This window comes from Hydrogenophaga sp. (assembly GCF_051860785.1).
Lineage (GTDB): Bacteria > Pseudomonadota > Gammaproteobacteria > Burkholderiales > Burkholderiaceae_C > Hydrogenophaga.
Genome location: NZ_JBIMLB010000017.1, coordinates 55,889 through 81,927, shown reverse-complemented (window position 1 = coordinate 81,927; position 26,039 = coordinate 55,889). Strand labels below are relative to the sequence as shown.

The following is a 26,039-nucleotide window of genomic DNA, read 5'->3' as shown; positions in this document are numbered from 1 at the left end:
ATCTTGGCCGCGTCTTAGGACGGCCCGGGCTTATTCGCTGGTGAAAATCGTGCCCAGGCGTTCCATGCGCTCCAGCGCCATGCCACAGCCACGTACCACGCAGGTCAGCGGCTCTTCGGCCACCAGCACGGGCAGGCCGGTTTCTTCGGCCAGCAGGCGGTCCAGGTCGCGCAGCAGCGCGCCGCCGCCGGTCAGCATCATGCCGCGCTCGGCAATGTCGGCGCCCAGCTCGGGTGGCGTGTGCTCCAGCGCCATCTTGACCGCCGAGACGATGTTGTTGAGCGGGTCGGTGAGGGCTTCGAGGATTTCGTTGCTGGAGATGGTGAAGCTGCGCGGCACGCCCTCTGAGAGGTTGCGGCCCTTGACTTCCATTTCCTTGACTTCGCTGCCCGGGAAGGCCGAGCCGATCTGTTTCTTGATGGCCTCGGCCGTGGGCTCACCGATCAGCATGCCGTAGTTGCGGCGGATGTAGGCAATGATGGCGTCGTCGAAACGGTCGCCACCCACGCGCACGCTGCCCTTGTAGACCATGCCGCCCAGGCTGATGACGCCCACTTCGGTGGTGCCACCGCCGATGTCGACCACCATGGAGCCGGAAGCGTCCGACACCGGCAGGCCGGCACCGATGGCGGCCGCCATCGGTTCCTCGATCAGGTAGACCTCGGAAGCGCCCGCGCCCAGGGCCGATTCACGGATGGCGCGGCGCTCGACCTGGGTGGAACCGCAGGGCACGCAGATGATGATGCGCGGGCTCGGCCTGAACATCGAGCGGGGGTGCACCATCTTGATGAACTGCTTGAGCATTTGCTCGGTCACCGTGAAGTCGGCGATCACGCCATCCTTCATGGGGCGGATGGCCTCGATGTTGCCGGGCACCTTGCCCAGCATGGCCTTGGCTTCGTGGCCCACCGCCTGGATGGTCTTCTTGCCCTGCGGACCGCCTTCGTGGCGGATCGACACCACCGAGGGTTCGTCCAGCACGATGCCCTTGTTGCGCACGTAGATGAGGGTGTTGGCGGTGCCGAGGTCGATGGCCAGGTCGGTCGAGAATTGCCGACGGAAAGCTTCAAACATGGTGCGTGGATCCTGTGGGGCACGGGCACGGCTTCGCGCGCTCGTCGCCGGGGGTGGGGCCGGAAATGGGGCCGGGCATCGGTGCTAAGTGGTTGATTCCAAGGCGGAAACGGGGTGGCGGAGGGTATCGCCGTTAAACCTTGGATAATACCGTATCCCCTGTGCACAACTGCACGCAATTGGGGCGTAATTTGACCGCTTACACGTCGTTTCAGGGGCGATCGTCGCCCGATGAACGCAGACCCCCTTCGACCCCGGAACCCGTTTCATCCATGTCCCTCACCTTGTCCGACATCGGGCGCATCGCCAACCTGGCGCGCCTGGAGCTCTCCGATGAGCGAAGCGAGACGCTGCGCGTTCAGCTCAACGGTTTCTTCGATATCGTCGAGCAGATGAACGCGGTGGACACCACTGGCGTGGAGCCCCTGGCCCACCCCACCGCAGTGATTGACCATGTGTCCCTGCGCCTGCGCCCGGACGTGGCCAGCGAGCCGAACGACCGCGAAGCCAACCAGAAGAGCGCCCCGGCCGTGGAGCGCGGCCTGTTCCTCGTGCCCAAGGTGATCGAATGAGCGATCTGCATACCCTGGGCGTGGCCGGCCTCGCCGCCGCCATCGCCGAGAAGAAGACCAGCAGCGTCGAGGCCGCGCAGCACCTGCTGGCCCGCGCCAAGGCGCATGCCACGCTGGGCGCCTACCTGGCCTTCAACGAAGATGCCACGCTGGCCCGGGCCCGCGCCGCCGATGCGCGCATCGCTGCCGGCGAACGCACGCCGCTGCTGGGCGTGCCGCTGGCGCACAAGGACATCTTCGTCACGAAAGACTTCCCCACCACTGCCGGCTCGAAGATCCTGGAGGGCTACCGCAGCCCGTTCGATGCGACCGTGGTGCAACGCCTGGGCGCGCAGGGCGCGGTCTCGCTGGGCAAGCTCAACTGCGACGAGTTCGCCATGGGTTCGGGCAACGACAATTCCGCCTACAGCCCGGTGCACAACCCCTGGGACGTGGCGCGTGTGCCCGGTGGTTCGTCCGGCGGCTCGGCCGCCGCCGTGGCCGCCCGCCTGGTGCCCGCCGCCACCGGCACCGACACCGGCGGCTCGATCCGCCAGCCCGCGAGCTTCTGCGGCATCACCGGCATCAAGCCCACCTACGGTCGCTGCTCACGCTACGGCATGGTGGCCTTCGCCTCCAGCCTGGACCAGGCCGGCCCGATGGCGCGCAGCGCCGCCGACTGCGCCGTGCTGCTCAGCGCCATGGCCGGCCCCGACATCGACCGCGATTCCACCAGCCTCGATCACCCTGCCGAGGACTACAGCGCACTGCTCGGAAAGCCGCGTGAGGGCGCCAGTGCGGCGCTGCCGCTCCAGGGTCTGCGCATCGGCCTGCCGAAGGAGTTCTTCGGCGGCGGCTGTGCGGGCGACGTGATCGCCACCGTGCGTGCCGCGCTGGCCGAATACGAGAAGCTGGGCGCCACGCTGGTCGACATCTCCCTGCCCCGCACCGAACTCTCCATCCCGGTCTACTACATCATTGCGCCGGCCGAGGCCAGCTCCAACCTCAGCCGATTCGACGGCGTGAAGTTCGGCCACCGCGCCGCGAAGTACGACGACCTGATCGACATGTACAAGAAGTCGCGAAGCGAGGCCTTCGGGCCCGAGGTGCAGCGCCGCATCATGATCGGCACCTACGTGCTCAGCCATGGTTACTACGACGCTTACTACCTCAAGGCGCAGCAGATCCGGCGCCTGATCGCACAGGATTTCCAGTCTGCCTTTGAGCGGTGCGACGTGATCGCAGGCCCGGTGGCGCCCACCGTCGCCTGGAAGATCGGCGAGAAGAGCGACGACCCGCTGGCCAACTACCTCGCTGATATCTACACCCTCTCCACCAGCCTGGCTGGCCTGCCCGGCATGAGCGTGCCGGCCGGCTTTGGCGCTGGCGGCATGCCGGTGGGCCTGCAACTGGTGGGCAACTACTTTCAGGAAGGCGCGCTGCTGCAGACCGCCCACGCTTTCCAGCAGGCGACCGACTGGCACACCCGCGCACCGCAAGGCTACTGAAATGAGTTCCAGCAAACCCCTTCTGGTGCAAGGCTACGAAGTCGTCATCGGCTTCGAGACGCACGCCCAGCTCTCCACGCAATCCAAGATCTTCAGCCGCGCGCCGGTGGCCTTCGGCGCCGAACCCAACACGCAAGCCTGCGCGGTCGACCTCGCCTTGCCGGGCACCTTGCCGGTGATGAACAAGGCCGCCGTGGAAAAGGCCATTCGCCTCGGCCTCGCGCTGGGCTCGCACATTGCCGAGCAGAGCGTGTTCGCGCGCAAGAACTACTTCTATCCCGACCTGCCCAAGGGCTACCAGATCAGTCAGTTCGAGATTCCCGTGGTGCAGGGGGGCGAGGTGTCGTTCTTTCTCGGTGATGAAAAGAAGACCGTGCGCCTGGTGCGCGCGCATCTGGAGGAAGACGCGGGCAAATCGCTGCACGAAGACTTCATCGGGCAAAGCGGCATCGATCTCAACCGCGCGGGCACGCCGCTGCTGGAGATCGTGACCGAACCCGACATGCGCTCCAGTACCGAGGCCGTGGCCTACGCCAAGGAGCTGCACAAGATCGTCACCTGGATCGGCATTTGCGACGGCAACATGCAGGAAGGCTCGTTCCGCTGCGACGCCAACGTCTCGGTGCGCAAGCCTGGCGCACCGCTCGGCACGCGCCGCGAGATCAAGAACCTGAACAGCTTCAAGTTCATGCAGCAGGCCATTGACTTCGAAGTGCGCTGGCAGATCGAGCAGATCGAGGACGGTCATGCGATCCAGCAGGCGACGGTGCTGTTCGACCCCGACACGGGCGAGACGCGTGCCATGCGCACCAAGGAAGATGCGGCCGATTACCGGTACTTCCCAGACCCGGATCTGCCGCCGCTGGTGATCGCTCGCGAGTGGGTGGAGCAGGTGCGCGGCGACATGCCCGAGCTGCCGCGCGCCATGGCCGAACGCCTGGTGCGCAACTACGGCCTGCCCGAGTACGACGCCACCACCCTCACGCAAAGCCCGGTGATGGCAGCCTACTTCGAGACCGCTGCCAAGGCCAGCGGCCAGGCCAAACAGGCGAGCAACTGGATCATGGGCGAGGTGTCGCGCCGCTTGAACAGCGAAGAAAAGGACATCGCCCAGGTACCGGTGAACGCCGAGACCCTGGCTGCACTTCTCAAGCGCATTGCCGATGGCACGGTTTCCAACAACGCCGCCAAGCAGGTGATGGACGCCTTGTGGACGGGCGAAGGTGCCGAGGTCGACGCCGTCATCGAGGCCAAAGGCCTCAAGCAGATGAGCGACAGCGGTGCACTGGAAAAAATCATTGACGAGGTGATGGCCGCCAACGCTGAAAACGTCGCTCAGTTCCGCGCCGGCAAGGAAAAGGCCTTCAACGCACTGGTGGGTCAGGTGATGAAGGCCAGCAAGGGCAAGGCCAACCCGCAGCAGGTGAACGACCTGCTGCGCCAGAAGCTCGGCTGATCAACGGGCCGGTGGGTTGCCTGGGCGCACGCCGGCTGCAGCCCAGAGCTGCCTGAGCTTGGCCAGCTCCTCATCGAAGCGCGCGTTGATGCGTTGTTTCTCCTGGGCCTGCTCGTCCAGGAAGCGCTTCTGCACCACCATCTGTTTCTCGTTGTCTTCGACCTTGCGCTTGAGCCAGTTGGGCGCCTTGCTCACGTCGCCCTGATAGAACTCCAGCTCGGTGTCGATCTCCTTGCGCTGTCCGATCAACGCCTGCTCGCGCTTGTTGACCGCACCAATGACTTCATCGATCTGGCTGAGCGCGTCGGCGCGCTCCTTGTCGTGAACGCCCTGATTGGGGTAACGGATCATCAGCGCCCGTTCGCGGCGGCGCTCTTCCTGCACTCGGGCACGCTGTTCTTCTTCCACACGCCGCTGCGCCTCGAGCTTGGCGCGCTCGTCCGCGGTGTAGCTCGGAGGCACCATCTGACGCACCACACCGCTGTTGCCACGTTTTTCCTGTTCGCGGTCCAGGCATTCCACGATGGGACGGTCGGAGGTGAGGCGCCGCCCTTTGCTGTCGATGCAGGAGTAGACGCCGCCTTGCGCCTGTGCCCCGCCCCAGAGCGTGGTGCAGAAGGCCAGCAGCGCGAAACGCGCCGAAAGAAGGAGGTGGGATGGGTGGTGTGACATGGAATCGGATCGGGCTCAGGACACGCCGTATCGCTGGCGGTATGCCAGCACACGTTCCCGGTGGTCGTCAAAGGCTCCTCCGGTGTGAGCCGTCAGATACTGCAGCAAATCGGCCAGCCTCGCAATCGCACAAACGTGGAGCCCGAGCTGCCGCTGCACGTATTGCACCGCACTGTGATTGACATCGCGCACCGCGCCGTCGGGCGTTTGCTCGGTGGCTTTTTCCTGGCGGTCGAGCGCGATCGCCACCGCGTGGGGAACGGCGCCAGCGGCGCGGATGAGTGCGATCGACTCGCGCGCGGCCGTGCCGGCCGACATCACGTCGTCAACGATGAGCACGCGGCCCTGGAGCGGTGCACCCACCAGTGTGCCGCCCTCGCCATGGTCCTTCGCTTCCTTGCGGTTGTAGGCAAAAGGCACGTTGCGGCCCAGCCGGGCGAGTTCCACGGAGAGCGCTGCACCCAGGGGAATGCCCTTGTAGGCGGGGCCGAAGATCATGTCGAATTCGATGCCGCTGGCCAGCAGGGCTTTTGCATAGAATTGCGCGAGCCGTCCGAGCTTGGCGCCGTCGTCGAACAATCCCGCATTGAAAAAGTAGGGGCTCAGGCGGCCGGCCTTGGTCTTGAATTCACCGAACTTCAGTACGCCAGCGTCCACGCAGAACTGCACGAAATCCTGCGCCAGCGCATCGGGGGCCTCGGCCTGTGCCGCGCCTGCTTGCAAACCCATGGGAACATCCTTGTTCAAACTGACCAGCCTCAACCTCAACGGCATCCGTTCCGCCACCACCAAGGGGCTGGAGAAATGGCTGTCCGCGCACCGGCCCGATTGTATTTGCGTGCAGGAGGTCAAGGCCCAGGCACTGGATGTGAGCGGCCGCTTCGAGCAGATCGCCGGTCTGCAGGGGCATTTCCACTTTGCCGAGAAGAAAGGCTATTCGGGCACCGCGGTGTATACCCGCCACGCGCCCAGTGACGTGGTGATCGGCTTCGGTTGCACCGAATTCGACGCCGAGGGCCGCTACACCGAACTGCGCTTCGATACGCCGCAGCGCAAGTTCTCGGTCATCAGCGCCTATTTCCCCAGCGGTTCCTCGGGTCCTGAACGGCAGGAAGCCAAGTTCCGTTTTCTCGCCCAGTTCTTCCCGCACCTGCAGGAACTCAAGCGCCAGCGTGACTTCATTCTCTGCGGCGATGTGAACATCGCGCATCAGCAGGCCGACCTGAAGAACTGGCGCAGCAACCAGAAGAACAGCGGCTTCCTGCCCGAAGAGCGCGCCTGGATGACCACGCTGATCGAACAGGGCGGTCTCGTCGACGTCTATCGCCGCCTGCAGCCCGACACCACCGACGCCTGCTACACGTGGTGGAGCAACCGGGGCCAGGCCTACGCGAACAACGTGGGCTGGCGCCTGGACTACCACCTGGCCACGCCGGCCATGGCGGAGAAGGCGCGCGGCGAATCGATCTACAAAACCGAGAAATTCTCCGACCACGCGCCGATCACGATCGATTACGACTTCAAGTTGTAGGCGTTCACCCTTTGCCCAGTGGCGGCCGCCCGAACAGGCTCGAGGCGTTGCTGATCGGGCCCAGTTCGGCGGCGGCGTCCAGCAGCGTAGGCGCCAGTTCCAGCATGCGCGCCTGCGTCAGGCGCGTGCGCGGCCCGGCAATGCTCAACACGCCGATGGCCTCCTTGCGCCGCATCACCGGTGCGGCCATGGCGGCCATGCCGGGCGCGAACACCTCGTCGATCATGGCGTAGCCGCGCGCACGCGCGGCATGCAGGCTGGCCAGCAGATCCTTCACCGTGGTCGGCGCCTTGGGACCGTAGTCCCTGGGCAGGCCGAAGCCCTGGCGACTCACCAGTTCGAGAGCTCGCTCGTCGCTCAGGGTCAGCAGCCAGGCGTGGCCCGACGAGGTGCAGGAAAGGCGCGCCTCGGCGCCCATGTCGGGGTCGTAGCGCAGGCCCACCTGGCGCGCGCCCTGCGACTTGGCCACCCAGGTCAGACGGTCATCGTCCACGATGGACAGGCGTGCGAGCTCGCCGGACTTGTGGGCCAGCCGCTCCACGATCGGTTCGGCGATATCGACGATGCCGGCGTTGCTGAGGTAACCCAGCCCAAGCGAGACCACCTTGGTGGTGAGAATGTAGTCGCCCTGTTTGCGGGCCTGTCGCACATAGCCGCGCCGCTGCAGATCGCCCAGCAGCCGGTGGCAGGCGCTCAAGGGCATGTCGAGTTCGGACGCCATCAAGGCCAGCGGCAAGCCGTCCGGGTGGGCAGCAAGGTGTTCGAGCAGGGTCAGTCCGCGGTCCAGTGCAAGGCTCATGGGTCAAAATTTCATATAAAGAAACAAGTTTCCAATTAGGAAAGACTTTCCGCACAGGGAACAAGAATTCACGCCGACGGCCAACCTGATCAGCCGCGATGAAAACACGGAGACAGCGGTTCTTGCAAGCCCCAGGCCCGGCGTCTCCTTTCCAAGGACCATTTTTCCCATGACCGGCACTGTCTACGTCCTCAACGGGCCCAACCTGAACCTGCTCGGCGTGCGCGAGCCGCACCTCTACGGCAATACCTCGCTGGCGCAGGTGGAGCAACTGTGCCGCCGGGTCACGGCCGAGCTGGGCCTGGGCTGCGAGTTCCGCCAGTCCAACCACGAAGGCGTGCTGGTGGACTGGGTGCAGGAAGCGCGTGAGAAAAGCGTGGCGGTGGTCATCAACCCGGCCGGGCTGTCGTTCCGCTCGATCCCGCTGCTGGACGCACTCAAGACCCTGGACCAGCCGATTGCCGAGGTCCACATCACCAACATCCACCGCCGCGACCCGCTGTACCAGCACTCCCTCATTTCGCAGGGTGCAACCGGCGTCATCTGCGGTTTTGGCCCGTATGGCTATGAGATGGCGCTGCGCGCGGTGGCCCAGAGCCTGGCAGCGGCCGCGTGATTTGTCGCAAGAAACCCGTTCACCCCAACCACACAGGAGACCTCACCATGAACAGCTCACTCAATCGCCGCTCGGTGCTTTGCGCAGGCGCCACGCTGGCCGCCACCATGACCCTGCCGGCGTGGGCGCAGACCCCACCCACCCTGCGCTTTGCCGCCGTGTTCTCGGACAAGGACATCCGCGCCGACATGATGAAGATGTTCGCCAAGGACATCGAGTCCGACTTCAAGGTCGAGGTGTTCCTGAACTCGACGCTGTTTCGCCAGGGCACCGAGCTGGTTGCCCTGCAGCGCGACAATCTGGAGATGGGCAACATCGGCCCGCAGGATATCTCCAAGCAGATTCCCGCGTGGTCGCTGCTCACCTCGGCCTACCTGTTCCGCGACGCCAACCACCTCAACCAGTTCTTCGCCAGCGACATGGGCGTGCAGATGAAGAAGATGGTGGAAGACCAGCTCAAGGTGAAGATCCTCGGCCCCACCTTCTTCGGCACTCGGCAGGTGGGGCTCAAGCCCAAAAAGAAGATCAATGTGCCGGCGGACCTGGCCGGCGTGAAGCTGCGCATGCCACCCGGCGACAGCTGGCAGCTGCTGGGCCGTTCGATCGGTGCCAACCCGACCCCCATGGCCTATGCCGAGACCTACACCGGTTTGCAGACCGGTGCGATCGATGGCCAGGACAACCCGTTGCCCAACGTGCAGAACATGAAGTTCTTCGAGGTGATGTCGCAGATCGTGATGACCTCGCACCTGGTGGGCTACGACCTGCTCACCGTGAACATGAAGACCTGGCAAGGCATGACGCCCGCGAAGCAGCAAGCTTTCCAGGCGGCTGCCGACAAGGCCATTGCGTGGAGCACGGCCGAACACCTGAAGCGCGAGGCCGAACTCGCCGAAGGCTTCAAGCGCCAGGGCCTGGAGGTGTACACGCCGAACGTGCAGGCGTTCCGTGAAAACGCGCAGAAGATCTACCTGGCGTCGGACGAGGCGAAGAGCTGGCCGGCTGGCATGCTCGACAAGATCAATGCGATGAAGTGACAGGCAGACAAACACCCCCGCCGCGCTTCGCGCGACCCCCTCCAGGGGGCGACACCTGCGGCCTGGCGGAGCCAGTTCCGCGGTGTCTCTGGATGGTGTTCTCTCACTCCGAGTCTTGCAGGATTCTCTAAATGTCAGTCATGCGCCTGTTGTCCCGTTTTGCTGATGGTGTGGCCGCCGGCTTGCTGGCGGCCATCTTCGTGGCGTTCATCTTCCAGATCGCGCTGCGCTACCTGTTCAACTGGCCCGTGGGCTGGACCACCGAGGTGTCCCTGGTGGCCTGGCTCTGGCTGGTGCTCTGGGGTGCCGCCTTCGTGCTGAAAGACCAGGAAGAGATCCGCATCGACTTCATCTCGGCCAACGTGGGCACGCGCTGGCGCATCGGCATGGGGCTCTTGGGCTCGGCCTGCATGGTGGTGCTGTTCGGCATGCAGTTGCCAGCTGCCTACGACTACGTCACCTTCATGAAGGTGGAGCGCAGCTCCTACCTGAACACCGGCTTCGACGTCATCTTCTCGGTCTTCATCCTCTTCTCGGTAGCGATGATCGTCCGACATCTCTGGAACATCGGCCAGTTGCTGCGAGGCCGGCTGCCCGCCGAGGCATCACCCGAACAAAAGAGCTCCGCGCTGTGAACTTCACCAGTCCTTTCTCCCTGGCGCTGGGCGCCATCATCGTGCTCAGCCTGCTGGGTGTGCCAGTGGGCCAGGCCATGATCGGCGGCTCCATCCTGTACCTGTACCTCAAGGGCATGGACATGGGCACCGCGGCGGAGCAACTGCTCAACGGCACCTACCAGAGCTTCCTGTTGCTGGCGATTCCACTGTTCATCCTGGCCGCGACCATCATGAGCTCTGGCAGCGTCATGGACCGGCTCATGCGCTTCTGCAACGCCATCGTCGGCCGGTTTCCCGGTGGCCTGGCGCAGGTCAATGTGCTGCAGAGCATCGTGTTCGCCAGCATGTCGGGCTCGGCCCTGGCCGATGCGGCGGGCTCGGGCAAGCTCATGCAGGTCATGATGACCAAGGACGGCAAGTACACGCCGGGCTTCGCGGCTGCGCTGACGGCGGCGTCCTCGGTGATCGGCCCCATCCTGCCGCCGTCGATTCCGCTGGTGCTCTATGCCCTGGTGTCGGGCACTTCCATCGGCTACCTGTTCCTGGCCGGTGTGTTGCCGGGTCTGCTGCTGGGCGGCGTGATGATGGTGTTGATCCACTACCTCGCCAAGCGCCGGAAATTCCCGGTCGAGCCTCCGGTGCCTCTGCGGGAGATGCCGCGCATCACGCGCGAAGCCTTTCCCGCGCTCATGCTGCCGGTGGTGCTGCTGGGCTGCCTCTACACCGGCGTCACCACGCCCACCGAGGCCGCTGGCCTGGCGGCGGCTTATGCCCTGCTCATCTCGGTGGCGCTGTATCGAAGCATCGGCTGGCGCGACATCCACGATGCGCTCATGAGCAGCGCGCGCATCAGCATCTCCATCGGCATCCTGATCGCAGGTGCGCTGGTCTTCAACTACGTGATCACGGTCGAGAACATTCCAGCCAGCCTGAGCAGCCTGCTCGCTACGTTCAACCTGTCGCCGCTGGGCTTCCTGCTGCTGGTCAACCTGTTGTTGCTGGGGCTGGGTTGCTTCCTGGAAGGCTCCACCATCATTCTCGTGATCCTGCCGGTGCTGTTGCCCACCGCCACTGCGCTCGGCGTCGATCCAGTGCACTTCGGCCTGGTGGCGGTGCTCAACATCATGATCGGCCTCGTCACGCCGCCCTATGGCCTGCTGCTGTTCATGATGACCAAGATCGCCAACGTCTCGCTCACCGTGCTGGTGGTGGAGATGGTGCCTTTCCTCGTGGTCATGATCGGTACGCTCGCGCTCGTGACGCTGTGGCCCGACATGGTGCTCTTCATCCCGCGGCTGGCCGGGTATTCGGGTTAGCGGTACTGCGCTGCCGAGATGAATTCCTTGAAGGTCTCGCACCACACCACCACGGTGTTGTAGGCCGTGAGGTCCGCCCCGGCGGGCAGCGGGACGACGAAGTTCTCGAAGGTTTTCACGTCGCCCACGCGCAGCATCCGGTTCTTGAGTGGCAGAAACTCGGCCTCCGTCTGTACGAAGGCGGGCGACAGGTAGAGCTTGTAGTCCGGCCCCGGCGCCAGGCGCCCCATCAGCGAGATGGCATCTGGCCCCACCGACACCGTGCCCTCGCCCCAGTGCAGTGCATCGCTGCCGGCGAGGTCGCGACGAAACTGAGCCGTGAATCGGGCCTTGGAAGCGAGGGCACGGACTTCACCCGCATCGGGTGCCGGCGGCGCGACGAGGATGGGCAGGACGTACACGCCTGCGCCAAAACCAATGATGGCCACCACGGCGTGGGAGACGAACAACAGCAGGGCCTTTTTCATGTGCGGGTTTTACACCAGACGGGTGCGACCAGTGAACACCAGGCTTCTAGAATGGCCCGTTTCACCAGGGCTGACATGCTTCGCTACCTCACCGTTCCCGTCACCGCCTTCGCCCAGAACTGCTCGCTGGTGTGGTGCGACGAAACCATGGACGCTGCGGTGATCGACCCAGGTGGCGACCTGGACCGACTGCTGGCCGAGGTGAAGCGTCTGGGCCTGAACCTGAAAGCCATCTGGCAGACGCACGCGCACATCGACCACGCCGGTGGCACGGCCGGACTCTCGCGCCAGCTCGATCTGCCGATCATCGGCCCGCACCCGGGCGACCAGTTCTGGATCACCGGCCTGCCGCAACAGGGCGCGATGTTCGGTTTTCCGCCCGCTGAAGCCTTCACGCCCACGCGCTGGCTGGCCGATGGCGACACGGTGCAGATCGGGCGCTGCACGCTCGACGTGCGCCACTGCCCGGGCCACACGCCGGGCCATGTGGTGTTCCATTCGCGGGAGGCGAAGCGCGCCTTCGTGGGCGACGTGCTGTTCGCCGGCAGCATCGGCCGCACCGATTTTCCGCAGGGCAACCACCAGCAGTTGCTCGACAGCATCACGCAGCGGCTCTGGCCCATGGGGAACGACACGGTGTTCATTCCGGGCCATGGGCCGGAAAGCACCTTCGGCCAGGAGCGCAGGACGAATCCCTATGTGAGGGACTGAACCTCAGCCTTTGCGCGCCTGCTCGTACAAGCCCTGCACGCGCGGCACGTTGGCTTCGAGCTCGCGGATACGGTCCGGGCCGCTGGGGTGGGTGGAGAGAAAGCTCGACGAGCCCGAGCCGCCGCTGTTGGCGGCCATCTTCTGCCACAGCGACACGCTGGCGCGAGGCTGGTAGCCCGAGCGGGCGGCGAGTTCCAGGCCCACCAGGTCGGCCTCGGTTTCGTCTTCTCGGCTGAACTTCAGGGTGAGCAATTGGGTGCCCAGGTTGGCCGCCACATCGCCCAGCTGGCCCAGACCGAACAACTGCGCGGCAATGGACAGGCCGATGCCGGTGGCGTTGCTTTTGGCCACACGGGAGCGCGCGTGTTCGCGCAGCGCATGGGCCATTTCATGGCCCATGATCATGGCGGTTTCGTCGTCCGTGAGGTTGAGCTTTTCCAGGATGCCGGTGTAGAAAGCGATCTTGCCGCCGGGCATGCAGAAGGCGTTGACCTGAGCACTCTGGATCAGGTTGACTTCCCAGCGCCACTGCGGCGCGCGCTTGTTCCACTGTGGCGTGTGCGGGATCAGGCGGCGTGCGATGTTGCGAAGCCGGATGACCTGCGGGTTGTTGTCGGCCGCCAGCACCTTTTTGGCGTTGGCCTCGGCCATCATCTGGCCGTACTGCTTGCCGGCGGCGTTTTCCAGTTCCTCGGCGGGCACCAGATTGCGAAGCGCCGAGGCCTGGCCGACGTCCACCTGGGCGGCGGCGGGCAATGCGGCTCCGGCGGCGGCCGCACCTCCTGCGAGCAGGAAGGCCCGTCGCGCCGACCACACGTGGGCCGGACGCTCAGGGGTGGCATGGGAATTCTTGAAGTCGCAGATGAAGCAGGAGGGTAGGGCCATAGTATTTCTACTATAGCCCCCCCAGGGAACCGTACGTGCGCCTTTCAGCGCATACGGCTCTTGCACGTCCTTTGACTACGCGGAGTAAACGGGTTGCAAACCCTGTGCCGCTTCATCAAATTAAAGTCCCCGTACTGGGACCGGCTTGGTTACCTCCAAACCTAGGGCGTGAATACGCCGGTGACACCATGGGTGCAGCAACACACGATTGGACAGACTGTGCGAACCACCCAACCGTATTGGAACGATGTGGTGGTCATGAAGCCTGTCGTCCTCGTGGTTCATCTCGGTGCCACAGTGAACGCAGTTGCCGTTTTGGTTCATCCACAGATCGAGTCGTTGACCGTTCCAGATGGATTGCTCCATCCGTTCCCGTCTCAGTTTCTCTCGATAGACTTCCCATGCGGGATCAAATGGGTGGTATTCCCCCTTGACCTTCTTATGCCGAACAATTTTCGTGTCGGCTAGGTGGTACAGCTGCAGTTGGATTGCCTCTTTCCGCCTGTTGCGTATGGTCGCCAAAAATTCCCAGCGGCCCGCGTCATGTGTCCAGTAGTACAGGAACACCTTTCCTCGAACCCATCGTGGGTGTCGGCGCATTCCCCATCGCCGCAACCGCCAGAAGATCTGATGGTCGAGCTTGGTGAACACCTCCTTGGCGACAACGCCGTGGTGGTATCGCGCCCAGCCCTTGAGGATTGGGTTTAGCTCCCTGATCAAAGTTGCCTTTGACTTTGAGAGGTGTTTTGCGATCACATCACTGACCTTGCCATAGAACGCTTTCACGTTTTTCTGGCTGGGCTTGATGAGCAGTGTTCCCGTGTATTTCCGGAAATTCCAGCCCAGGAAGTCAAACCCGTCATCGATATGTGCCACGCGCGTCTTACCCTCGTGCAGTTGCAGTCCCCGCTCGCGCAGGAACGCTTCCACCCAAGGCCGGACCATGGTTTCGAGCACCTCTTTCGAGTCACCCGTCACCACAAAATCATCGGCGTATCGCACCAGATGAACCTTGGCCTTTTTGGCTCTTGTGGTTCCCAGTTGGTCTTGTAAGAACCGTGTGAGTCCCGCTTCGAGCCCGTCCAGCGTCAGGTTTGCAAGCAGCGGCGAGATGATCCCCCCCTGGGGAGTACCCGCCTCCGTTTTCTGCAGCTGCTGTTTATCCACCACTCCGCAGCGCAACCATTGCCCCAGTACCCGCTTGTTCATGTGAACGTTGGCGAGCAACCAGTCATGGTTGATGTTGTCGAAGAACCCCGTGATGTCTGCGTCCAGAACCCATTGGGCCGAAGCCTTCTTGGCCAGGCACACAAACAACTGTTGCCGTGCGTCGTGCGTCGACCTTCCCTTTCTGAATCCATACGAATTCGGGTCGGCGTGGCACTCTGCAGCAGGCTCCAGTGCCAGCAGGAACAGTGCCTGCATGGCGCGGTCTTTCATGGTCGGTATGCCCAGTGGCCGTTTCCTTCCATCCGCTTTAGGAATCCAGGTCCGCCGCAGCGGCTTGGCCCGGTATCCAGCGAGGTTCAATTGACTGACTGCGTTCAGTTTTTCAATTGGCTTTTTCCATAGTTCGCGGTCCACGCCACAGGTCCGCTTCCCTTGGTTCTCGGTAACTTTCCTGACGGCCAATGCCTTGGCTTGCCAGGATCGGATCAGGCTTCTTTGAAGTCGTTTGACTCTTCGGAAGTCCTTCGCCAGTTCTGCCTGCGCGATTCTCGTTTGTGCTTTCCCTACGAAGTAATGAACGGCTCGCCAGTCCATGGCAGTCCACCCATTAGATTCGCCCGGGGACGCAGCATCGAAATCTTCCTCGATGTAATCCATACCTTCTCCGGTTCGGTTAGGACCCGGGTAAGGACACCTTCCCCGGAGGGACGATGCCCCCCCGGGTCGGTTGTTGAAAGACACGCGCGGCTCGCGCGGTCGATGCCTATTACAAGTCAGCGGGCTTTCACCCCAGGGCAAATCTTGAACCCCTATGCCACCCATTACAGGTGGCCATTCGCTTTTTGTAACGTCCTCTGCCCGCTGCACCATGGCCCTCACTTGCGTTCGGGCTGCCCCTGTCCGGAAGGACTGAGGCGATACATCGGGTTTACCTCGTTTCCCAAGATGTCCTGTCGGTCGGCGGACCGACAGACGGGGTTAGGGACTCACTTTCCACCGGGTGCGCGCTGGGGAACGAGTCAGAGGTGCACGACCCTCGACTCCCTGGCACCTTGCCTTTTGGCTCCAGCTCCCTTCAGATGAAGGATGCAAGCGTAAGCTGGTCTATTCTTACGGCGGTTCCGACGTGAGTTCACATTACATTTCCCATACCCTTTTCCTCCGCGTCTCCTCCCAGGCTTGTTCTGGAAGTCGGACGCACTCACGTGCGGCCTGTATGTCTTGCGACATGGGACGTTTACCCGCAGCTTCACACCCCCGGATTACTCCAGACGCATGTGCGGAAGAGGACACGCTGTTCCAAGCGTGGTTCAGTTGAGAACAAGACATCTTGAGCGGTGCCGCTCACGAATAGCCTGCACATTGGCCAACTGCAACGGTTTGTAAAACACGCGCAATAACACCTCTGAGCAGAGAAATTTGTCTCTTTTCAGCTACTGGTTGTGCCCCTCGCGGGGCACAACCTACCGTTCATACCCCGTTGCGGGGTCTGTCCGGTGCAGCCAAAAGAGCGCCTTTCGGCTGCACAAATTCGCCCTTTTGAGAGGGCGTTTCCCGCGTCTCTCATAGGAGAAACAGGCTATCGTTAATGTCGTCATGAAGACGACTATGTGGCGACTTCGAGTCGCACCATGCGTGAATAATAGTCAAAGCCGGGCGTTTGCGCCCGCCCGAGCAAACCCTGTCCTGCCGACCGCCCGTCCATGCCCTTACCTTCCCCCGGCCCAGCCCCAGCCGACACCGAACTGCCGCCGGCACGGCCCACCTGGGGCGAGACCCTGCGCGTGTACCTGGAGCCGGCCAGCCTGCGCATGTTCGCATTGGGGTTTTCCGCCGGGCTGCCGCTGTTGCTGGTGCTGGGCACGCTGAGTTTTCGCCTGCGCGAGGCGGGGCTGGACCGCACCACCATCGGTTACCTGAGCTGGGTGGGCCTCGCCTACGGCTTCAAATGGTGTTGGGCACCGCTGGTGGATCGGCTGCCGCTGCCGCTGCTGACGCGCTGGATGGGGCGGCGCCGCAGCTGGCTGTTGGTGTCGCAGGTGGCGATCATGGGTGCGCTGATGGGCATGGCAATGGCCGACCCACGCACCGAGCTCACGCTGGTGGTGTGGTGCGCGCTGGCGGTGGCGTTTGCCTCGGCCACGCAGGACATCGCGCTGGACGCCTACCGCATCGAATCGGCGGATGCACGCCACCAGGGTGCACTGGCCGCCACTTACCAGACCGGCTACCGGCTGGCCATGATCTGGGCTGGTGCCGGCGTGTTGTGGATCGCTGCGCGTGCCGAAGTGGCGCCGGTGGTCGCTGCAGGCGCCGCGCCTGGCGTGCTCTACCAGCAGGCGGCCTGGAGCACGGCCTACCTGGTGATGGCCGCGAGCATGCTGGTGGGCGTGCTCACGGTGCTGTTCTCCCGCGAGCCCGCGCGGGTGGCGCTGCCACCCGCGCGCAACGCTGTTGAATGGCTGCGGGGCGCGCTGGTTGAACCCTTTGCCGACTTCCTCAAGCGCTATGGCAAACAGGCGGTGCTGATCCTGGCGTTGATCGGTGTCTACCGCATCAGCGACGTGGTGATGGGCATCATGGCCAACCCGTTCTATGTGGACATGGGCTACACCAAGGACGAGGTGGCCGCCGTGACCAAGATCTACGGCGTGATCATGACGCTGGTGGGCGCCTTCATCGGCGGCGCACTCTCGATGCGCCTGGGCGTGATGCGTGTGCTGATGCTGGGGGCCATTCTCTCGGCCGCGAGCAACCTGCTGTTCGCCTGGCTGGCGGGACATGGCCACGACGTGGTGGCACTGATCTTCGTGATCTCGGCCGACAACCTGAGCGCCGGCGTGGCCTCGGCGGCGTTCATCGCCTACCTCTCGGGCCTTACCAATGTGCAATATTCGGCGACGCAGTACGCGCTGTTCAGTTCCATGATGCTGCTCGCGCCCAAGTGGCTGGCCGGTTACTCGGGTGCATTCGTCGATGCCTACGATTACCCCACCTTCTTCATCGCCACGGCCTGCCTGGGCGTGCCGGTGCTGCTGCTGATCTGGCTGGCCACGCGCCTGGCTCCGGTCGAAAAGAGACCTGAGCGCTGATCAACCGGTCGAGGTTTTCAGCAGGGCCTTCAGCTCGGTTTTCTGCACCTTGCCCAACGCGGTCTTGGGCAGGGCATCGACCCGTTGCCAGCGGCGCGGCCACTTGTAGCGCGCCAGTCGTCCGTCCAGGAAAGACTGCAACGCGGGTGTCCACTCTTCCTGCACGGGCTCTCGCAGCACCACCACGGCCACCACCACTTCGCCCCAGCGAGCATCGTCCTGGCCCACCACCGCACACTCGGCCACGAGCGGGTGCTGTACCAGCAGGTTCTCGATCTCGGCCGGGTAGATGTTCTCGCCGCCGGAGATCACCATGTCCTTGGCGCGGCCCACCACGGTGTAGCTGCCATCCTGCGTTTGCAGGGCCAGGTCGCCGGAATGGAAGAAGCCGTCGGCATCGCAGGCGGGCAGATCGGGCCAGTAGCGAGACACCACATTGGGCCCGCGCACCAGGATTTCGCCCACATCGCCTTGCGCCACATCGCGGCCTTCTCCATCCAGCAGGCGGACGTCCACGCCGGGCACAGGCCAGCCGCAGGAACCGATGTGGTCGAACGCCTGAGCGTCGGGCAGGGCGATGGAAAAAGGGCCGGTCTCGGTGCTGCCGTACACATTGCACACCGGTACGCCACGCGCGTGGCAGGCCTCGATCAGCGGCACCGGCAGCAGGCTGGAGCCGGCCCAGACTGCGCGCAGGCAGGAGAGGTCTGCCTGTGGCCATTCCGGGTGGTTCACCAGCGCCTGCAGTGTGGCCGGCACCTGCAGGGTGAGCGTGGGCCGCTCCTGGCGAACGCAATCCAGCGTGGCCTGGGCGTCGAAGCGGGTGAACAGCAGCACCTGAGCACCGACCGACAGGGCCGGCAGGGTCTGGATGCACAGGCCGCCCACATGGAACAACGGCAACGCGGTCAGCACGGTGTCGGCTGGCGTCATGCCCTGCACCTGGGCGGCAATCGCCATGTTGGCCAGCAGGTTGCCCTGGGTGTGCACGGCCCCCTTGGGTTTGCCCGTGGTGCCGGAGGTGTAGACCAGCAACACAGGGCTGTCGGCGGACCTTGCGGGACGAGGGATGGGGGAAGCACCCTCGCGCACGCCCAGCGCGTGCACCGACAGCCTGCGCAGCGCAAGCGCCTGTGCTGCATCGGCGAAGTGATCGTCGTGCACCAGCAAGGCGGGGCGGCAGTCGTCGATCAATGCGCCCCACTCGGCTGGAGACAGGCGGTGGTTCATCGGCACCAGCACGCCACCGAGTCGCGCCAGCGCCATCAGCAGCGCAATCTGGGCCGGGTGGTTCAAGCCCAGCCAGGCGATGCGATCGCCGGCTTGCAACCCGGCTTGGGCCAGGTTGGCCGCAACAGCCTCGACACGCCGAGCCAGGTCGGGGCCGCTCAGGCTGCGCCACTGCGGATCGGCCGCCGGGCCACCGGGATCGAACCACCGCAACACCGGCCGCTCAGGTGGAAGCGCTGCCAGCAGGTCGAGCAAGGCATCGAAAGAGGCGGCAGGCGATGGCGTCATTCACATTACTTTACGTGAGTCCGTAGCGGCGTTCACAAGGGGCTGCCAGCATGTTCGGTTCCCATGGACCCCGCTACACTGAAACCATGACCTCTTCCTTGCTGATGATTGAAGACGATGCGCGCCTCGCGCAGATGGTGATCGAGTACCTGGGCCAGTCCGGTTTCGAAATCACGCATGCCAACGACGGCGAGCAAGGCCTGGAACAGCTGCAGCTGATTCAGCCCGAGCTGGTCATCCTCGATCTCATGATGCCTGGCATGGATGGGCTGGAGGTCTGCCGGCGCATCCGTGCGCTGCCAGGCCAGGCGTCGCGGGTGCCGGTGCTGATGCTGACCGCCAAGGGCGATCCCATGGATCGGGTGATCGGTCTGGAGATCGGGGCCGACGACTACCTGCCCAAGCCCTTCGAGCCGCGTGAGCTGCTGGCACGCGTGCGTGCCGTTCTGCGCCGTCGCAGCGATCCCGGCCAGGCCAGTGCTTCGCGCACCACGCCCGTGATGCGCTTTGGCTCGCTCGACATTGACCGCGATGCCCGCACCGTGCAGGTGGCTGGCAAGCCTTGCGAGCTCACGTCCTACCAGTTCGATCTGCTGGTGGCCATGGCCGAGCGCGCCGGGCGCGTGCTCACGCGAGACCAGATCATGGAGGCGGTGCGCGGCCGTGAACTCGAAGCCTTCGATCGCTCGATCGACGTGCACATTGGCCGCATCCGCAACGCCATCGAAGCCGACAGCAAAGACCCCAAACGCATATTGACGGTGCGCGGCGTGGGCTACGTGTTCGCCAAGCAGCAGGACTGAAGCCTGTGAACAGGACCTGAACCATGGGCAGCCTCTTCGGCTCCAGGCTGTACGTCCGCATCTGGCTGGCGGTGGTGTCCGCGGTCACGGTGGTCACTCTGGTGGTGGGCTGGCTGTGGCAGCAGGCGCTGGAGCAAGACCGGGCCGAGCGCGATGCGCGCGTGATGCGCACTGTGGTGGTAAGGGACGGGGCGCGCGATGTGGTGGGCGAGGCGCCGGCGCGTGCGGTGCGCATTCCTGGCGAAGGCTGGGAGTTCGAGGTGCTCATGAAAGACGGGCGCACGCTGTATGTGCTGATTCCGCGCCCCAACCAGGACCAGAACAACCCGGGCCGCCGCGCACCCGAATGGCTGCAGACACCCACCGGCTTTGCCTGGCTGCTGGGGTTGGTGGCGCTGGCGGTGGCGTTGGGCGCCTATCCGATCGTGCGCCGCCTGACCAAGCGCCTGGAGGTGTTGCAGAAGGGCGTGGAGCGCTGGGGCGCGGGCGACCTCTCCACCCGTCTGCCGGTGCAGGGCCAGGACGAAGTGGCCTTTCTGGCCACCCGATTCAATGCCGCGGCCGAGCGCGTGCAGACGCTGCTGCAGTCGCACAAGTCCCTGCTGGCCAATGCTTCGCACGAGTTGCGCTCGCCGCTGGCCCGCATCCGCATGGGCCTGGAACTGTTGGGCCGGGGCAGCGACAACCCCACCCAGCGCGCGGAGATCGCACGCAGCATCGATGAGCTGGACCAGTTGATCGACGAGATCCTGCTGGCGAGCCGGCTCGACTTGCGCGACGCCAGTGACGCGTCTGCCCTGGGCCCCACAGAGGAAGTGGACTTGATGGGGCTGGCGGCCGAGGAGTGCGCACGCACCGGCGCCGACCTGGATATTTCGCCGGGTGCTTCACCTGCGCTGGTGCAGGGGCATCCCCGGCTGCTGCGCCGGGTGCTGCGCAACCTGCTCGAGAACGCCAGGCGCTACGGAAAACCCGTCGCCACGGCGGGCAGCACCAGCGAGCCCGATGTGCGCCTTTGCATTGCAGCGCCCGACCCCAGCGTGCCGGGGCGCGTGGTGTTCTGGGTGGAGGATCGCGGCCCGGGTGTGCCCGTCGCTCAGCGCGAACGCATCTTTGAACCGTTCTACCGGTTGCCCGGCGCGAGCGAGCGCGAAGGCGGTGTGGGTCTGGGCCTGTCGCTGGTCAGGACCATCGTGGAGCGCCATGGTGGCCAGGTGCGCTGCGAAGACCGGCCCGGGGGTGGCGCCCGCTTCGTGGTGCAGCTTCCCCGCTGAACGACACGCCGTCGATCCCTGGAAAAATGCCGCCTGCCAGATGGGTGCGTGATTGCAGATGGGTCAAGACATCTGAATTCAAAGGGGTTTTTGGGTTTTATTGCCCAGGAAAAATCGGTGCATTCCCACAAATGGGGGATGGTCGAAAACCATGTGGCAGCGCACAATTGCGCTGTTGCTGTCACAACTTTCAATCAGCGACTGGGCAGATGCCCAGCGTTGGAATCAGGTCTCCCAACGACGTCCCTTCAAGGACTTTCAAAAGCCACCGCAAGGTGGCTTTTTTTTGGTTCAGTTGGTGGCGTGTTCGCGCAAGGGCATGGGCGAAGAGGACGGTGCCCAGTCCGCGGCTTCGCCTGCAGGCTCGTAGCCATGCACGCAGACCTGCAGCAAGGCCCGCAATGTGGTGATGTCATTGGTCATCATGGCCTGATCGAGGGTGTTCAGCACGTCCAGCAATTCAACCCAGGGCAGGCTGTCTTCCAGCGCCCGCATGATGCGCTTGTGCTCGGTGGATTGCGCGTTGTCGTCAATGAGCAGTTCTTCGTAGAGTTTCTCACCCGGGCGCAGTCCGGTGATCTGGATCTCGATGTCACCACCCGGGTTCTGCTCGTCCTTCACACGAAGGCCGGAGAGTTCGACCATGCGCCTTGCCAGGTCGATGATGCGCACCGGTTCGCCCATGTCGAGCACGAACACGTCACCGCCCTGGGCCATGGCACCAGCCTGGATCACCAGCTGCGCCGCCTCGGGAATGGTCATGAAGTAGCGATTGATGTCCGGGTGCGTGAGCGTGATGGGCCCGCCGTTGCTGATCTGCTCCCGGAACAGCGGCACCACCGAGCCACTGGAACCTAGCACGTTGCCGAACCGCACCATGGCGAATGTGGTGGTCTGGCCTGGCTCGGCAGCCAGGGCCTGAAGCACCATCTCGGCGAGGCGCTTGCTGGCGCCCATCACGTTGGTGGGGCGCACGGCCTTGTCGGTGCTGATCAGGACGAAGTGGCTGGTGCCCGCGGCCTGCGCTGCGCGGGCGCACACCCAGGTGCCCCAGACGTTGTTGCGCAGGCCCTGCACCGGGTTGTGTTCGACCAGGGGCACGTGCTTGTATGCGGCGGCATGGTAGACCGTGTCGGGTCGCCAGGCCTGCATGATCTGCGTCATGCGCGCTTCGTCCTGCACGGAAGCCAGCAAAGGGGTCAAGTCAATGGACGGGTGCCTGTTCTCGAGTTCCCGATGAATCTGATACAGCGCGAACTCGGAGTTCTCCACCAGCAACATTGTGCGCGGACCGCATGCAGCGATCTGGCGGCACAGCTCGCTGCCGATGCTGCCGCCCGCGCCCGTCACCACCACCACCTTGTCGCGAACCAGTCGGTGCAGAAGCGCCTCGTCGGGCGAGACCGGATCGCGGCCCAGCAGATCTTCGATGTCGAGTTCGCGCACGTCGCTCATGGTCACGCGGCCAGCAGCCAGATCGGACATGTCGGGCAGCGTGCGCACGTGCACTGGGACGTGACTCAGCCCTGCCAGGATTTCCTTGCGCCGCTCGTGGGTGATCGAGGGCAGCGCCAGCAACACGTCGGTCACGCCCAGTTCCTTGAACAGGTATTCCAGTTCCCCTGGCGCGTATACGGTGCGCCCATCCAGGCTGTTGCCCTGAAGTTTGACGTCATCGTCCAGGAAGCCCAGCAGCCGGTATTCGGTGCTGCGCGCCAGGCCGGCAGCCAGTTGCCGGCCCGCCTGGCCGCCGCCATAGATCAGCACGCCGGGCATGCGCGAGCGTTGCAGGATGGTGCGGTAGAGGCCGCCCAGCCAATAGCGCACCACCACCCGCGTCAGGCCCACGCTCACCAGCAGCAACAGCGGCTGAATCACGCCCACCGTGCGAGGGACGCCGGGCACGCTCACCACGGTGAAGATCGTCGCGTAGAAGATGCTGTAGAGCGCCATGGCCTGTGCCAGGCTGACCATGGCGTTCCAGCCTGAGAAACGGAAGATCGCGCGGTACAGGCCGAAGCGGACGAAAAGCGGCAATGCAATGGCGATGGAGCCGAACACCGCCCACCAATGTTCCGGCCGCAGCTGTACCCAATGTTCGAGTCGAAGACAGAGTGCCAGCCAGACCGTCAACACGCACAACGCGATGTCGACCACCAAGGCCATCAGGCGCTTGGCCTCGCGCGGCATGTCGAGCAGCGTGATGGCCGCAATCCCCCGGGATTCCCTTTGGTCCATTTTTTTAATGGGCCACGCCGTCACGGCGCAGCACTTTTGCCAATGTCATGAGGAGTATGCGCAGATCAAACGCCAGACTTTGTTTCTGAATGTATTCGGCGTCCAGTGCCACTTTCTGCGGTATCGGCAGTTCATCGCGCCCATTGACCTGCGCCCAGCCGGTGAGCCCTGGCACCAGCTCGTGCACGCCCAGCTGGGTGCGCAGTGCGATCAGGTCGTCCTGATTGAAGAGCGCCGGGCGCGGACCCACGAAGCTCATGTCGCCGCGAAGGATGCTCCAGAGTTGCGGCAGTTCGTCCAGGCTGCTCTTGCGCAGGAAGGGCCCGATGGGTGTGAGGTATTTGCCCGGCTCCTGGAGCAGGTGCGTGGCCACGGCCGGCGTGTCCATCCGCATGCTGCGGAACTTGGGCATGCGGAATATGCGGTTGTGGCGGCCGACGCGGTCGCTCCAGTACAGGGCCGGGCCCCTGGAGGTGAATCGCACGGCGAGAGCTACCAGCAGGATGGGGACGAGCAGTACGATGCCTGCGCCCATCGCGAGCAGAAGATCGAAGACACGCTTCATGACACCATCCCCGCGACCGCGCGCCGCAGGCCTTCGTCCACCGAGATCGGGGGTGTCCAGCCCAGCGTTTCCCGGGTGTGGGTGATGTCGACCTGCAGGCTGCCGAGCAGGCGTTGAGCGATATCGCGTTTGCCGAGCAGGGCAGCGCCTGTCTCGATCAGCTTGGTCGGCACAGGGTATAGCCGGGCAGGGCGACCCGCAGCGATGCCCAGACGCCGCAGCAGTCCAGCCGTGGACAGGTCTTCACCATCGCCGGCGAGAAAGGTTTCGTTGGCAGCAGCAGGGTGCTCCACGCAAGTGATGAGCAGGTCCACCAGGTTGTCCAGTGCCACGAGACTTCGGCGATTTCCGGTGACACTCGCCAGTGGCAGAGGGATGCCGCGGCACACGGCCCGCATCAGACTGTGGAAGTTGGCTTTGACGCCAGGGCCGTACACCAAAGGTGGGCGGACGATGACGATTTCCATGCCAGTCTCCATCGCCAGCTCCCGCAATCCCTGCTCCGCTTCCCACTTGGAGCGACCGTAAGGATCCGAGGGGGCTGCCGCTTCCACGGGGCCAAAAGGCACACCGGGCGGCGTGGATTCGCCATTGACCTTGATCGAGCTGACGAAAACGAAGCGTTGCACGCCTGCCTGCGCTGCCAGGCGTGCCAGGCGCAGGGTGCCGCTGGTGTTGACGGCGCGGAATGCCTGCAAGGGGTCTGAGGTGGTTTCCTTCATCACATGCACGCGTGCCGCTAGGTGCACCACCACCTCGCGGTCGTCCAGTTCCTTGGGCCAGAGGAACGTTTCATCGATCGAGCCCATGAGCACGCTTTGGGCATCTGCATGGGCCGATGCCGCGCGCACTCCCGCCAGGGTGTCGTGGCGGCGTTCGCGCAAAGCCTTGAGGAGCGCGCCACCCACCCATCCGGTGCCACCGGTCAACAGGATTCTGCGGGTGCTCATGCGAGACTTCCAGCTCCGATTCGGGCGATGTCATCGGCCATGCGATTCATGATGTGGGTGCGTCGGTATTTGTCCACGAACGCGCCGCGGTCGCTGGTGTGCAACCGCAGCGTGCGGAATGCGGCCACCGCGCCTGCAGCGTCACAGGGGTTGAACACGGCCGCATTCTCGATCTCTTTCTGGGTGAACTGCGCCGGAAATCCCGCCAGCCCGGCCCAGATCGGTTTGCCCGTGGCTGCGTACTCAAACAGCTTCGAGGGAAGTACCTTCTCGAAAGCAGGCAGATCGTTGAGGTGAACGAACAGCACGTCGGCTTCGTTGTAAAGCGCGATCAGTTCCGAGCGTTTCACTGGCGCGAGCAAAGTCACTCCATGTCGTGGCAGGGTGGCCAGAGCCGATTCCAGCTGAGCACGCCGTCCGCCATCGCCCACCACGGTGAACCGCACCTCGTCCCCCAGTGTTTGTGCCAGCGCTGGAAGGATGTGATGAAGACCCTGCCCTTCGCCGAGGTTGCCGGCGTACAGCACATGGATCGGGCCCGGTGCTTTCTGGCTTTGTGCCAGCTGTTCGGGGCGATGCTGAAGAAAGGCGTCGTCGACGCCGTTGCTCAGCACGGAAAAGGTCCGATCCGGGTAGCGCGGCTGGAAGTAGGGCAGAAAGCCAGGCGATACCAGGTTGACCCGGGTTGCCGAGCGAACCGCCCATTTCTCCAATGCTGAGAACAGCGGCTTGATCAACCACGTCGCGCGGCGAGGCAATACGTCGCCGATGGTGTCGACAAAGATGTCCCGGGTGTCGAGATAGAGCGGTGCCCCGCGGTTGCGCGCGGCCCAGGCACCCAGCACACCGGTCATCAAGCGGGAGGTGGTCGCCACCACGACATCGGGACGTTCGCGCGCCACCAGCGACCTGGCCTTCCAGGCAAAGGTGGCGAAGGCACGTACCTGGTCGCGCATGCCGCTCTGGTGAGCCGGCAGGTCGATGCGATGGACCGTCAAGCCGCCACGGACTTCAGTGGCGGGTGCCTGTGCTTCGAAACTGCCATAGCGATTCGGGCGGGTGGTGATCACCGTGATCCGTGAATCTGCTCCAAGACGCTCCTGCAAGGCGGTCACCAGTGCCTCCATGCGGAAGGATCCTGCCGACAGGTCGGGTGGAAAGTAGAAGCTCAGCAGCAGCACGTGCATGG

24 protein-coding genes are annotated in these 26,039 nt (G+C 64.2%); 12 read left to right on the top strand and 12 right to left on the bottom strand.

Annotated features, from left to right (window positions below):
* Positions 1-30: 30 nt before the first annotated feature.
* A complete protein-coding gene (locus tag ACTIF6_RS19715; protein WP_439518195.1) occupies positions 31-1,074 on the bottom strand; it encodes a rod shape-determining protein in 1,044 nt (347 codons plus the stop codon).
* A gap of 272 nt (positions 1,075-1,346) precedes the next feature.
* Between ACTIF6_RS19715 and gatC the strand changes: the two genes are divergently transcribed.
* The 3 genes from gatC to gatB are packed head-to-tail and all read left to right on the top strand — an operon-like array spanning position 1,347 to position 4,589.
* Positions 1,347-1,646 carry an Asp-tRNA(Asn)/Glu-tRNA(Gln) amidotransferase subunit GatC gene (gene gatC, locus ACTIF6_RS19710; RefSeq protein WP_439589633.1) on the top strand — a complete coding sequence of 100 codons (300 nt, stop codon included), beginning with the start codon at positions 1,347-1,349 and terminating at the stop codon, positions 1,644-1,646.
* A complete protein-coding gene (gene gatA, locus ACTIF6_RS19705; RefSeq protein WP_439589632.1) occupies positions 1,643-3,133 on the top strand; it encodes an Asp-tRNA(Asn)/Glu-tRNA(Gln) amidotransferase subunit GatA in 1,491 nt (496 codons plus the stop codon). The genes gatC and gatA overlap by 4 nt, the downstream gene beginning before the upstream one ends.
* Before the next feature lies 1 nt (position 3,134).
* The gene (gatB, locus tag ACTIF6_RS19700; protein WP_439589631.1) at positions 3,135-4,589 is read left to right on the top strand and encodes an Asp-tRNA(Asn)/Glu-tRNA(Gln) amidotransferase subunit GatB; all 1,455 of its coding nucleotides are present in this window, start codon (positions 3,135-3,137) and stop codon (positions 4,587-4,589) included.
* On the opposite strand, the gene ACTIF6_RS19695 is transcribed toward gatB, so the two are convergent.
* Together ACTIF6_RS19695 and pyrE are read right to left on the bottom strand one after the other, a co-directional pair.
* A complete protein-coding gene (locus ACTIF6_RS19695; protein ID WP_439589630.1) occupies positions 4,590-5,261 on the bottom strand; it encodes a DUF4124 domain-containing protein in 672 nt (223 codons plus the stop codon).
* A 15-nt stretch (positions 5,262-5,276) separates the two neighbouring features.
* The gene (gene pyrE / locus ACTIF6_RS19690; RefSeq protein ID WP_439589629.1) at positions 5,277-5,990 is read right to left on the bottom strand and encodes an orotate phosphoribosyltransferase; all 714 of its coding nucleotides are present in this window, start codon (positions 5,988-5,990) and stop codon (positions 5,277-5,279) included.
* Here pyrE and ACTIF6_RS19685 point away from each other — a divergent pair.
* Complete coding sequence (locus tag ACTIF6_RS19685) at positions 5,989-6,792, top strand: exodeoxyribonuclease III (RefSeq protein ID WP_439589628.1); 804 nt, start codon at positions 5,989-5,991, stop codon at positions 6,790-6,792. The genes pyrE and ACTIF6_RS19685 overlap by 2 nt on opposite strands.
* A gap of 4 nt (positions 6,793-6,796) precedes the next feature.
* Here ACTIF6_RS19685 and ACTIF6_RS19680 read toward each other — a convergent pair whose 3' ends face one another.
* Positions 6,797-7,591 (bottom strand): IclR family transcriptional regulator, encoded by a 795-nt coding sequence (locus tag ACTIF6_RS19680; RefSeq protein ID WP_439589627.1) that lies wholly within the window; start codon positions 7,589-7,591, stop codon positions 6,797-6,799.
* Between the two features lie 169 nt (positions 7,592-7,760).
* Between ACTIF6_RS19680 and ACTIF6_RS19675 the strand changes: the two genes are divergently transcribed.
* The 4 genes from ACTIF6_RS19675 to ACTIF6_RS19660 all read left to right on the top strand — a co-directional run bounded on the left by ACTIF6_RS19675 (position 7,761) and on the right by ACTIF6_RS19660 (position 11,177).
* Positions 7,761-8,207: a type II 3-dehydroquinate dehydratase gene (locus tag ACTIF6_RS19675; protein ID WP_439589626.1), complete on the top strand. Its 447-nt coding sequence runs from the start codon at positions 7,761-7,763 to the stop codon at positions 8,205-8,207.
* A 47-nt stretch (positions 8,208-8,254) separates the two neighbouring features.
* Positions 8,255-9,244: a TRAP transporter substrate-binding protein DctP gene (gene dctP / locus ACTIF6_RS19670; protein ID WP_439589625.1), complete on the top strand. Its 990-nt coding sequence runs from the start codon at positions 8,255-8,257 to the stop codon at positions 9,242-9,244.
* Positions 9,245-9,375: 131 nt separating this feature from the next.
* Entirely contained in the window at positions 9,376-9,879 is a 504-nt protein-coding gene (locus ACTIF6_RS19665) for a TRAP transporter small permease (RefSeq protein ID WP_439589624.1), read from the top strand.
* Entirely contained in the window at positions 9,876-11,177 is a 1,302-nt protein-coding gene (locus tag ACTIF6_RS19660; protein WP_439589623.1) for a TRAP transporter large permease, read from the top strand. The genes ACTIF6_RS19665 and ACTIF6_RS19660 overlap by 4 nt, the downstream gene beginning before the upstream one ends.
* On the opposite strand, the gene ACTIF6_RS19655 is transcribed toward ACTIF6_RS19660, so the two are convergent.
* A complete protein-coding gene (locus tag ACTIF6_RS19655; RefSeq protein ID WP_439589622.1) occupies positions 11,174-11,644 on the bottom strand; it encodes a DM13 domain-containing protein in 471 nt (156 codons plus the stop codon). The genes ACTIF6_RS19660 and ACTIF6_RS19655 overlap by 4 nt on opposite strands.
* A gap of 75 nt (positions 11,645-11,719) precedes the next feature.
* Here ACTIF6_RS19655 and ACTIF6_RS19650 point away from each other — a divergent pair, with 75 nt between their 5' ends.
* A complete protein-coding gene (locus ACTIF6_RS19650; RefSeq protein WP_439589621.1) occupies positions 11,720-12,355 on the top strand; it encodes an MBL fold metallo-hydrolase in 636 nt (211 codons plus the stop codon).
* 3 nt (positions 12,356-12,358) lie between these two features.
* Here ACTIF6_RS19650 and ACTIF6_RS19645 read toward each other — a convergent pair whose 3' ends face one another.
* Positions 12,359-13,240: a M48 family metallopeptidase gene (locus ACTIF6_RS19645; protein WP_439589620.1), complete on the bottom strand. Its 882-nt coding sequence runs from the start codon at positions 13,238-13,240 to the stop codon at positions 12,359-12,361.
* A gap of 120 nt (positions 13,241-13,360) precedes the next feature.
* Positions 13,361-15,067, bottom strand: coding sequence for a group II intron reverse transcriptase/maturase (ltrA, locus tag ACTIF6_RS19640; protein ID WP_419475541.1), 1,707 nt, complete (start codon positions 15,065-15,067; stop codon positions 13,361-13,363).
* A gap of 1,046 nt (positions 15,068-16,113) precedes the next feature.
* Here ltrA and ACTIF6_RS19635 point away from each other — a divergent pair.
* Complete coding sequence (locus ACTIF6_RS19635) at positions 16,114-17,502, top strand: AmpG family muropeptide MFS transporter (RefSeq protein WP_439589619.1); 1,389 nt, start codon at positions 16,114-16,116, stop codon at positions 17,500-17,502.
* Here ACTIF6_RS19635 and ACTIF6_RS19630 read toward each other — a convergent pair whose 3' ends face one another.
* The gene (locus tag ACTIF6_RS19630) at positions 17,503-19,020 is read right to left on the bottom strand and encodes a class I adenylate-forming enzyme family protein (protein ID WP_439589618.1); all 1,518 of its coding nucleotides are present in this window, start codon (positions 19,018-19,020) and stop codon (positions 17,503-17,505) included.
* Between the two features lie 86 nt (positions 19,021-19,106).
* Between ACTIF6_RS19630 and ACTIF6_RS19625 the strand changes: the two genes are divergently transcribed.
* Entirely contained in the window at positions 19,107-19,823 is a 717-nt protein-coding gene (locus tag ACTIF6_RS19625) for a response regulator transcription factor (RefSeq protein ID WP_439589617.1), read from the top strand.
* A 23-nt stretch (positions 19,824-19,846) separates the two neighbouring features.
* Positions 19,847-21,097, top strand: coding sequence for a sensor histidine kinase (locus ACTIF6_RS19620; protein ID WP_439589616.1), 1,251 nt, complete (start codon positions 19,847-19,849; stop codon positions 21,095-21,097).
* 291 nt (positions 21,098-21,388) lie between these two features.
* Here ACTIF6_RS19620 and ACTIF6_RS19615 read toward each other — a convergent pair whose 3' ends face one another.
* The 4 genes from ACTIF6_RS19615 to ACTIF6_RS19600 are packed head-to-tail and all read right to left on the bottom strand — an operon-like array spanning position 21,389 to position 26,037.
* The gene (locus tag ACTIF6_RS19615; RefSeq protein ID WP_439589615.1) at positions 21,389-23,335 is read right to left on the bottom strand and encodes a polysaccharide biosynthesis protein; all 1,947 of its coding nucleotides are present in this window, start codon (positions 23,333-23,335) and stop codon (positions 21,389-21,391) included.
* A 4-nt stretch (positions 23,336-23,339) separates the two neighbouring features.
* Entirely contained in the window at positions 23,340-23,900 is a 561-nt protein-coding gene (locus tag ACTIF6_RS19610) for a sugar transferase (protein ID WP_439589614.1), read from the bottom strand.
* On the bottom strand, positions 23,897-24,850 hold the full coding sequence (locus ACTIF6_RS19605; protein WP_439589613.1) for a UDP-glucose 4-epimerase family protein: 954 nt from the start codon (positions 24,848-24,850) through the stop codon (positions 23,897-23,899). The genes ACTIF6_RS19610 and ACTIF6_RS19605 overlap by 4 nt, the downstream gene beginning before the upstream one ends.
* Complete coding sequence (locus ACTIF6_RS19600) at positions 24,847-26,037, bottom strand: glycosyltransferase family 4 protein (protein WP_439589612.1); 1,191 nt, start codon at positions 26,035-26,037, stop codon at positions 24,847-24,849. Before ACTIF6_RS19600 ends, ACTIF6_RS19605 begins: the two co-directional genes overlap by 4 nt.
* Positions 26,038-26,039: the final 2 nt, after the last annotated feature.

What these genes read in the sequence shown, in the direction of transcription:
- ACTIF6_RS19715 (WP_439518195.1), bottom strand. Translation starts at nt 1,074, where the DNA reads ATGTTTGAAGCTTTCCGTCGGCAATTCTCGACCGACCTGGCCATCGAC.
- gatC (WP_439589633.1), top strand. Translation starts at nt 1,347, where the DNA reads ATGTCCCTCACCTTGTCCGACATCGGGCGCATCGCCAACCTGGCGCGC.
- gatA (WP_439589632.1), top strand. Translation starts at nt 1,643, where the DNA reads ATGAGCGATCTGCATACCCTGGGCGTGGCCGGCCTCGCCGCCGCCATC.
- gatB (WP_439589631.1), top strand. Translation starts at nt 3,135, where the DNA reads ATGAGTTCCAGCAAACCCCTTCTGGTGCAAGGCTACGAAGTCGTCATC.
- ACTIF6_RS19695 (WP_439589630.1), bottom strand. Translation starts at nt 5,261, where the DNA reads ATGTCACACCACCCATCCCACCTCCTTCTTTCGGCGCGTTTCGCGCTG.
- ACTIF6_RS19685 (WP_439589628.1), top strand. Translation starts at nt 5,989, where the DNA reads ATGGGAACATCCTTGTTCAAACTGACCAGCCTCAACCTCAACGGCATC.
- pyrE (WP_439589629.1), bottom strand. Translation starts at nt 5,990, where the DNA reads ATGGGTTTGCAAGCAGGCGCGGCACAGGCCGAGGCCCCCGATGCGCTG.
- ACTIF6_RS19680 (WP_439589627.1), bottom strand. Translation starts at nt 7,591, where the DNA reads ATGAGCCTTGCACTGGACCGCGGACTGACCCTGCTCGAACACCTTGCT.
- ACTIF6_RS19675 (WP_439589626.1), top strand. Translation starts at nt 7,761, where the DNA reads ATGACCGGCACTGTCTACGTCCTCAACGGGCCCAACCTGAACCTGCTC.
- dctP (WP_439589625.1), top strand. Translation starts at nt 8,255, where the DNA reads ATGAACAGCTCACTCAATCGCCGCTCGGTGCTTTGCGCAGGCGCCACG.
- ACTIF6_RS19665 (WP_439589624.1), top strand. Translation starts at nt 9,376, where the DNA reads ATGTCAGTCATGCGCCTGTTGTCCCGTTTTGCTGATGGTGTGGCCGCC.
- ACTIF6_RS19655 (WP_439589622.1), bottom strand. Translation starts at nt 11,644, where the DNA reads ATGAAAAAGGCCCTGCTGTTGTTCGTCTCCCACGCCGTGGTGGCCATC.
- ACTIF6_RS19650 (WP_439589621.1), top strand. Translation starts at nt 11,720, where the DNA reads ATGCTTCGCTACCTCACCGTTCCCGTCACCGCCTTCGCCCAGAACTGC.
- ACTIF6_RS19645 (WP_439589620.1), bottom strand. Translation starts at nt 13,240, where the DNA reads ATGGCCCTACCCTCCTGCTTCATCTGCGACTTCAAGAATTCCCATGCC.
- ltrA (WP_419475541.1), bottom strand. Translation starts at nt 15,067, where the DNA reads ATGGATTACATCGAGGAAGATTTCGATGCTGCGTCCCCGGGCGAATCT.
- ACTIF6_RS19635 (WP_439589619.1), top strand. Translation starts at nt 16,114, where the DNA reads ATGCCCTTACCTTCCCCCGGCCCAGCCCCAGCCGACACCGAACTGCCG.
- ACTIF6_RS19630 (WP_439589618.1), bottom strand. Translation starts at nt 19,020, where the DNA reads ATGACGCCATCGCCTGCCGCCTCTTTCGATGCCTTGCTCGACCTGCTG.
- ACTIF6_RS19625 (WP_439589617.1), top strand. Translation starts at nt 19,107, where the DNA reads ATGACCTCTTCCTTGCTGATGATTGAAGACGATGCGCGCCTCGCGCAG.
- ACTIF6_RS19620 (WP_439589616.1), top strand. Translation starts at nt 19,847, where the DNA reads ATGGGCAGCCTCTTCGGCTCCAGGCTGTACGTCCGCATCTGGCTGGCG.
- ACTIF6_RS19615 (WP_439589615.1), bottom strand. Translation starts at nt 23,335, where the DNA reads ATGGACCAAAGGGAATCCCGGGGGATTGCGGCCATCACGCTGCTCGAC.
- ACTIF6_RS19610 (WP_439589614.1), bottom strand. Translation starts at nt 23,900, where the DNA reads ATGAAGCGTGTCTTCGATCTTCTGCTCGCGATGGGCGCAGGCATCGTA.
- ACTIF6_RS19605 (WP_439589613.1), bottom strand. Translation starts at nt 24,850, where the DNA reads ATGAGCACCCGCAGAATCCTGTTGACCGGTGGCACCGGATGGGTGGGT.
- ACTIF6_RS19600 (WP_439589612.1), bottom strand. Translation starts at nt 26,037, where the DNA reads ATGCACGTGCTGCTGCTGAGCTTCTACTTTCCACCCGACCTGTCGGCA.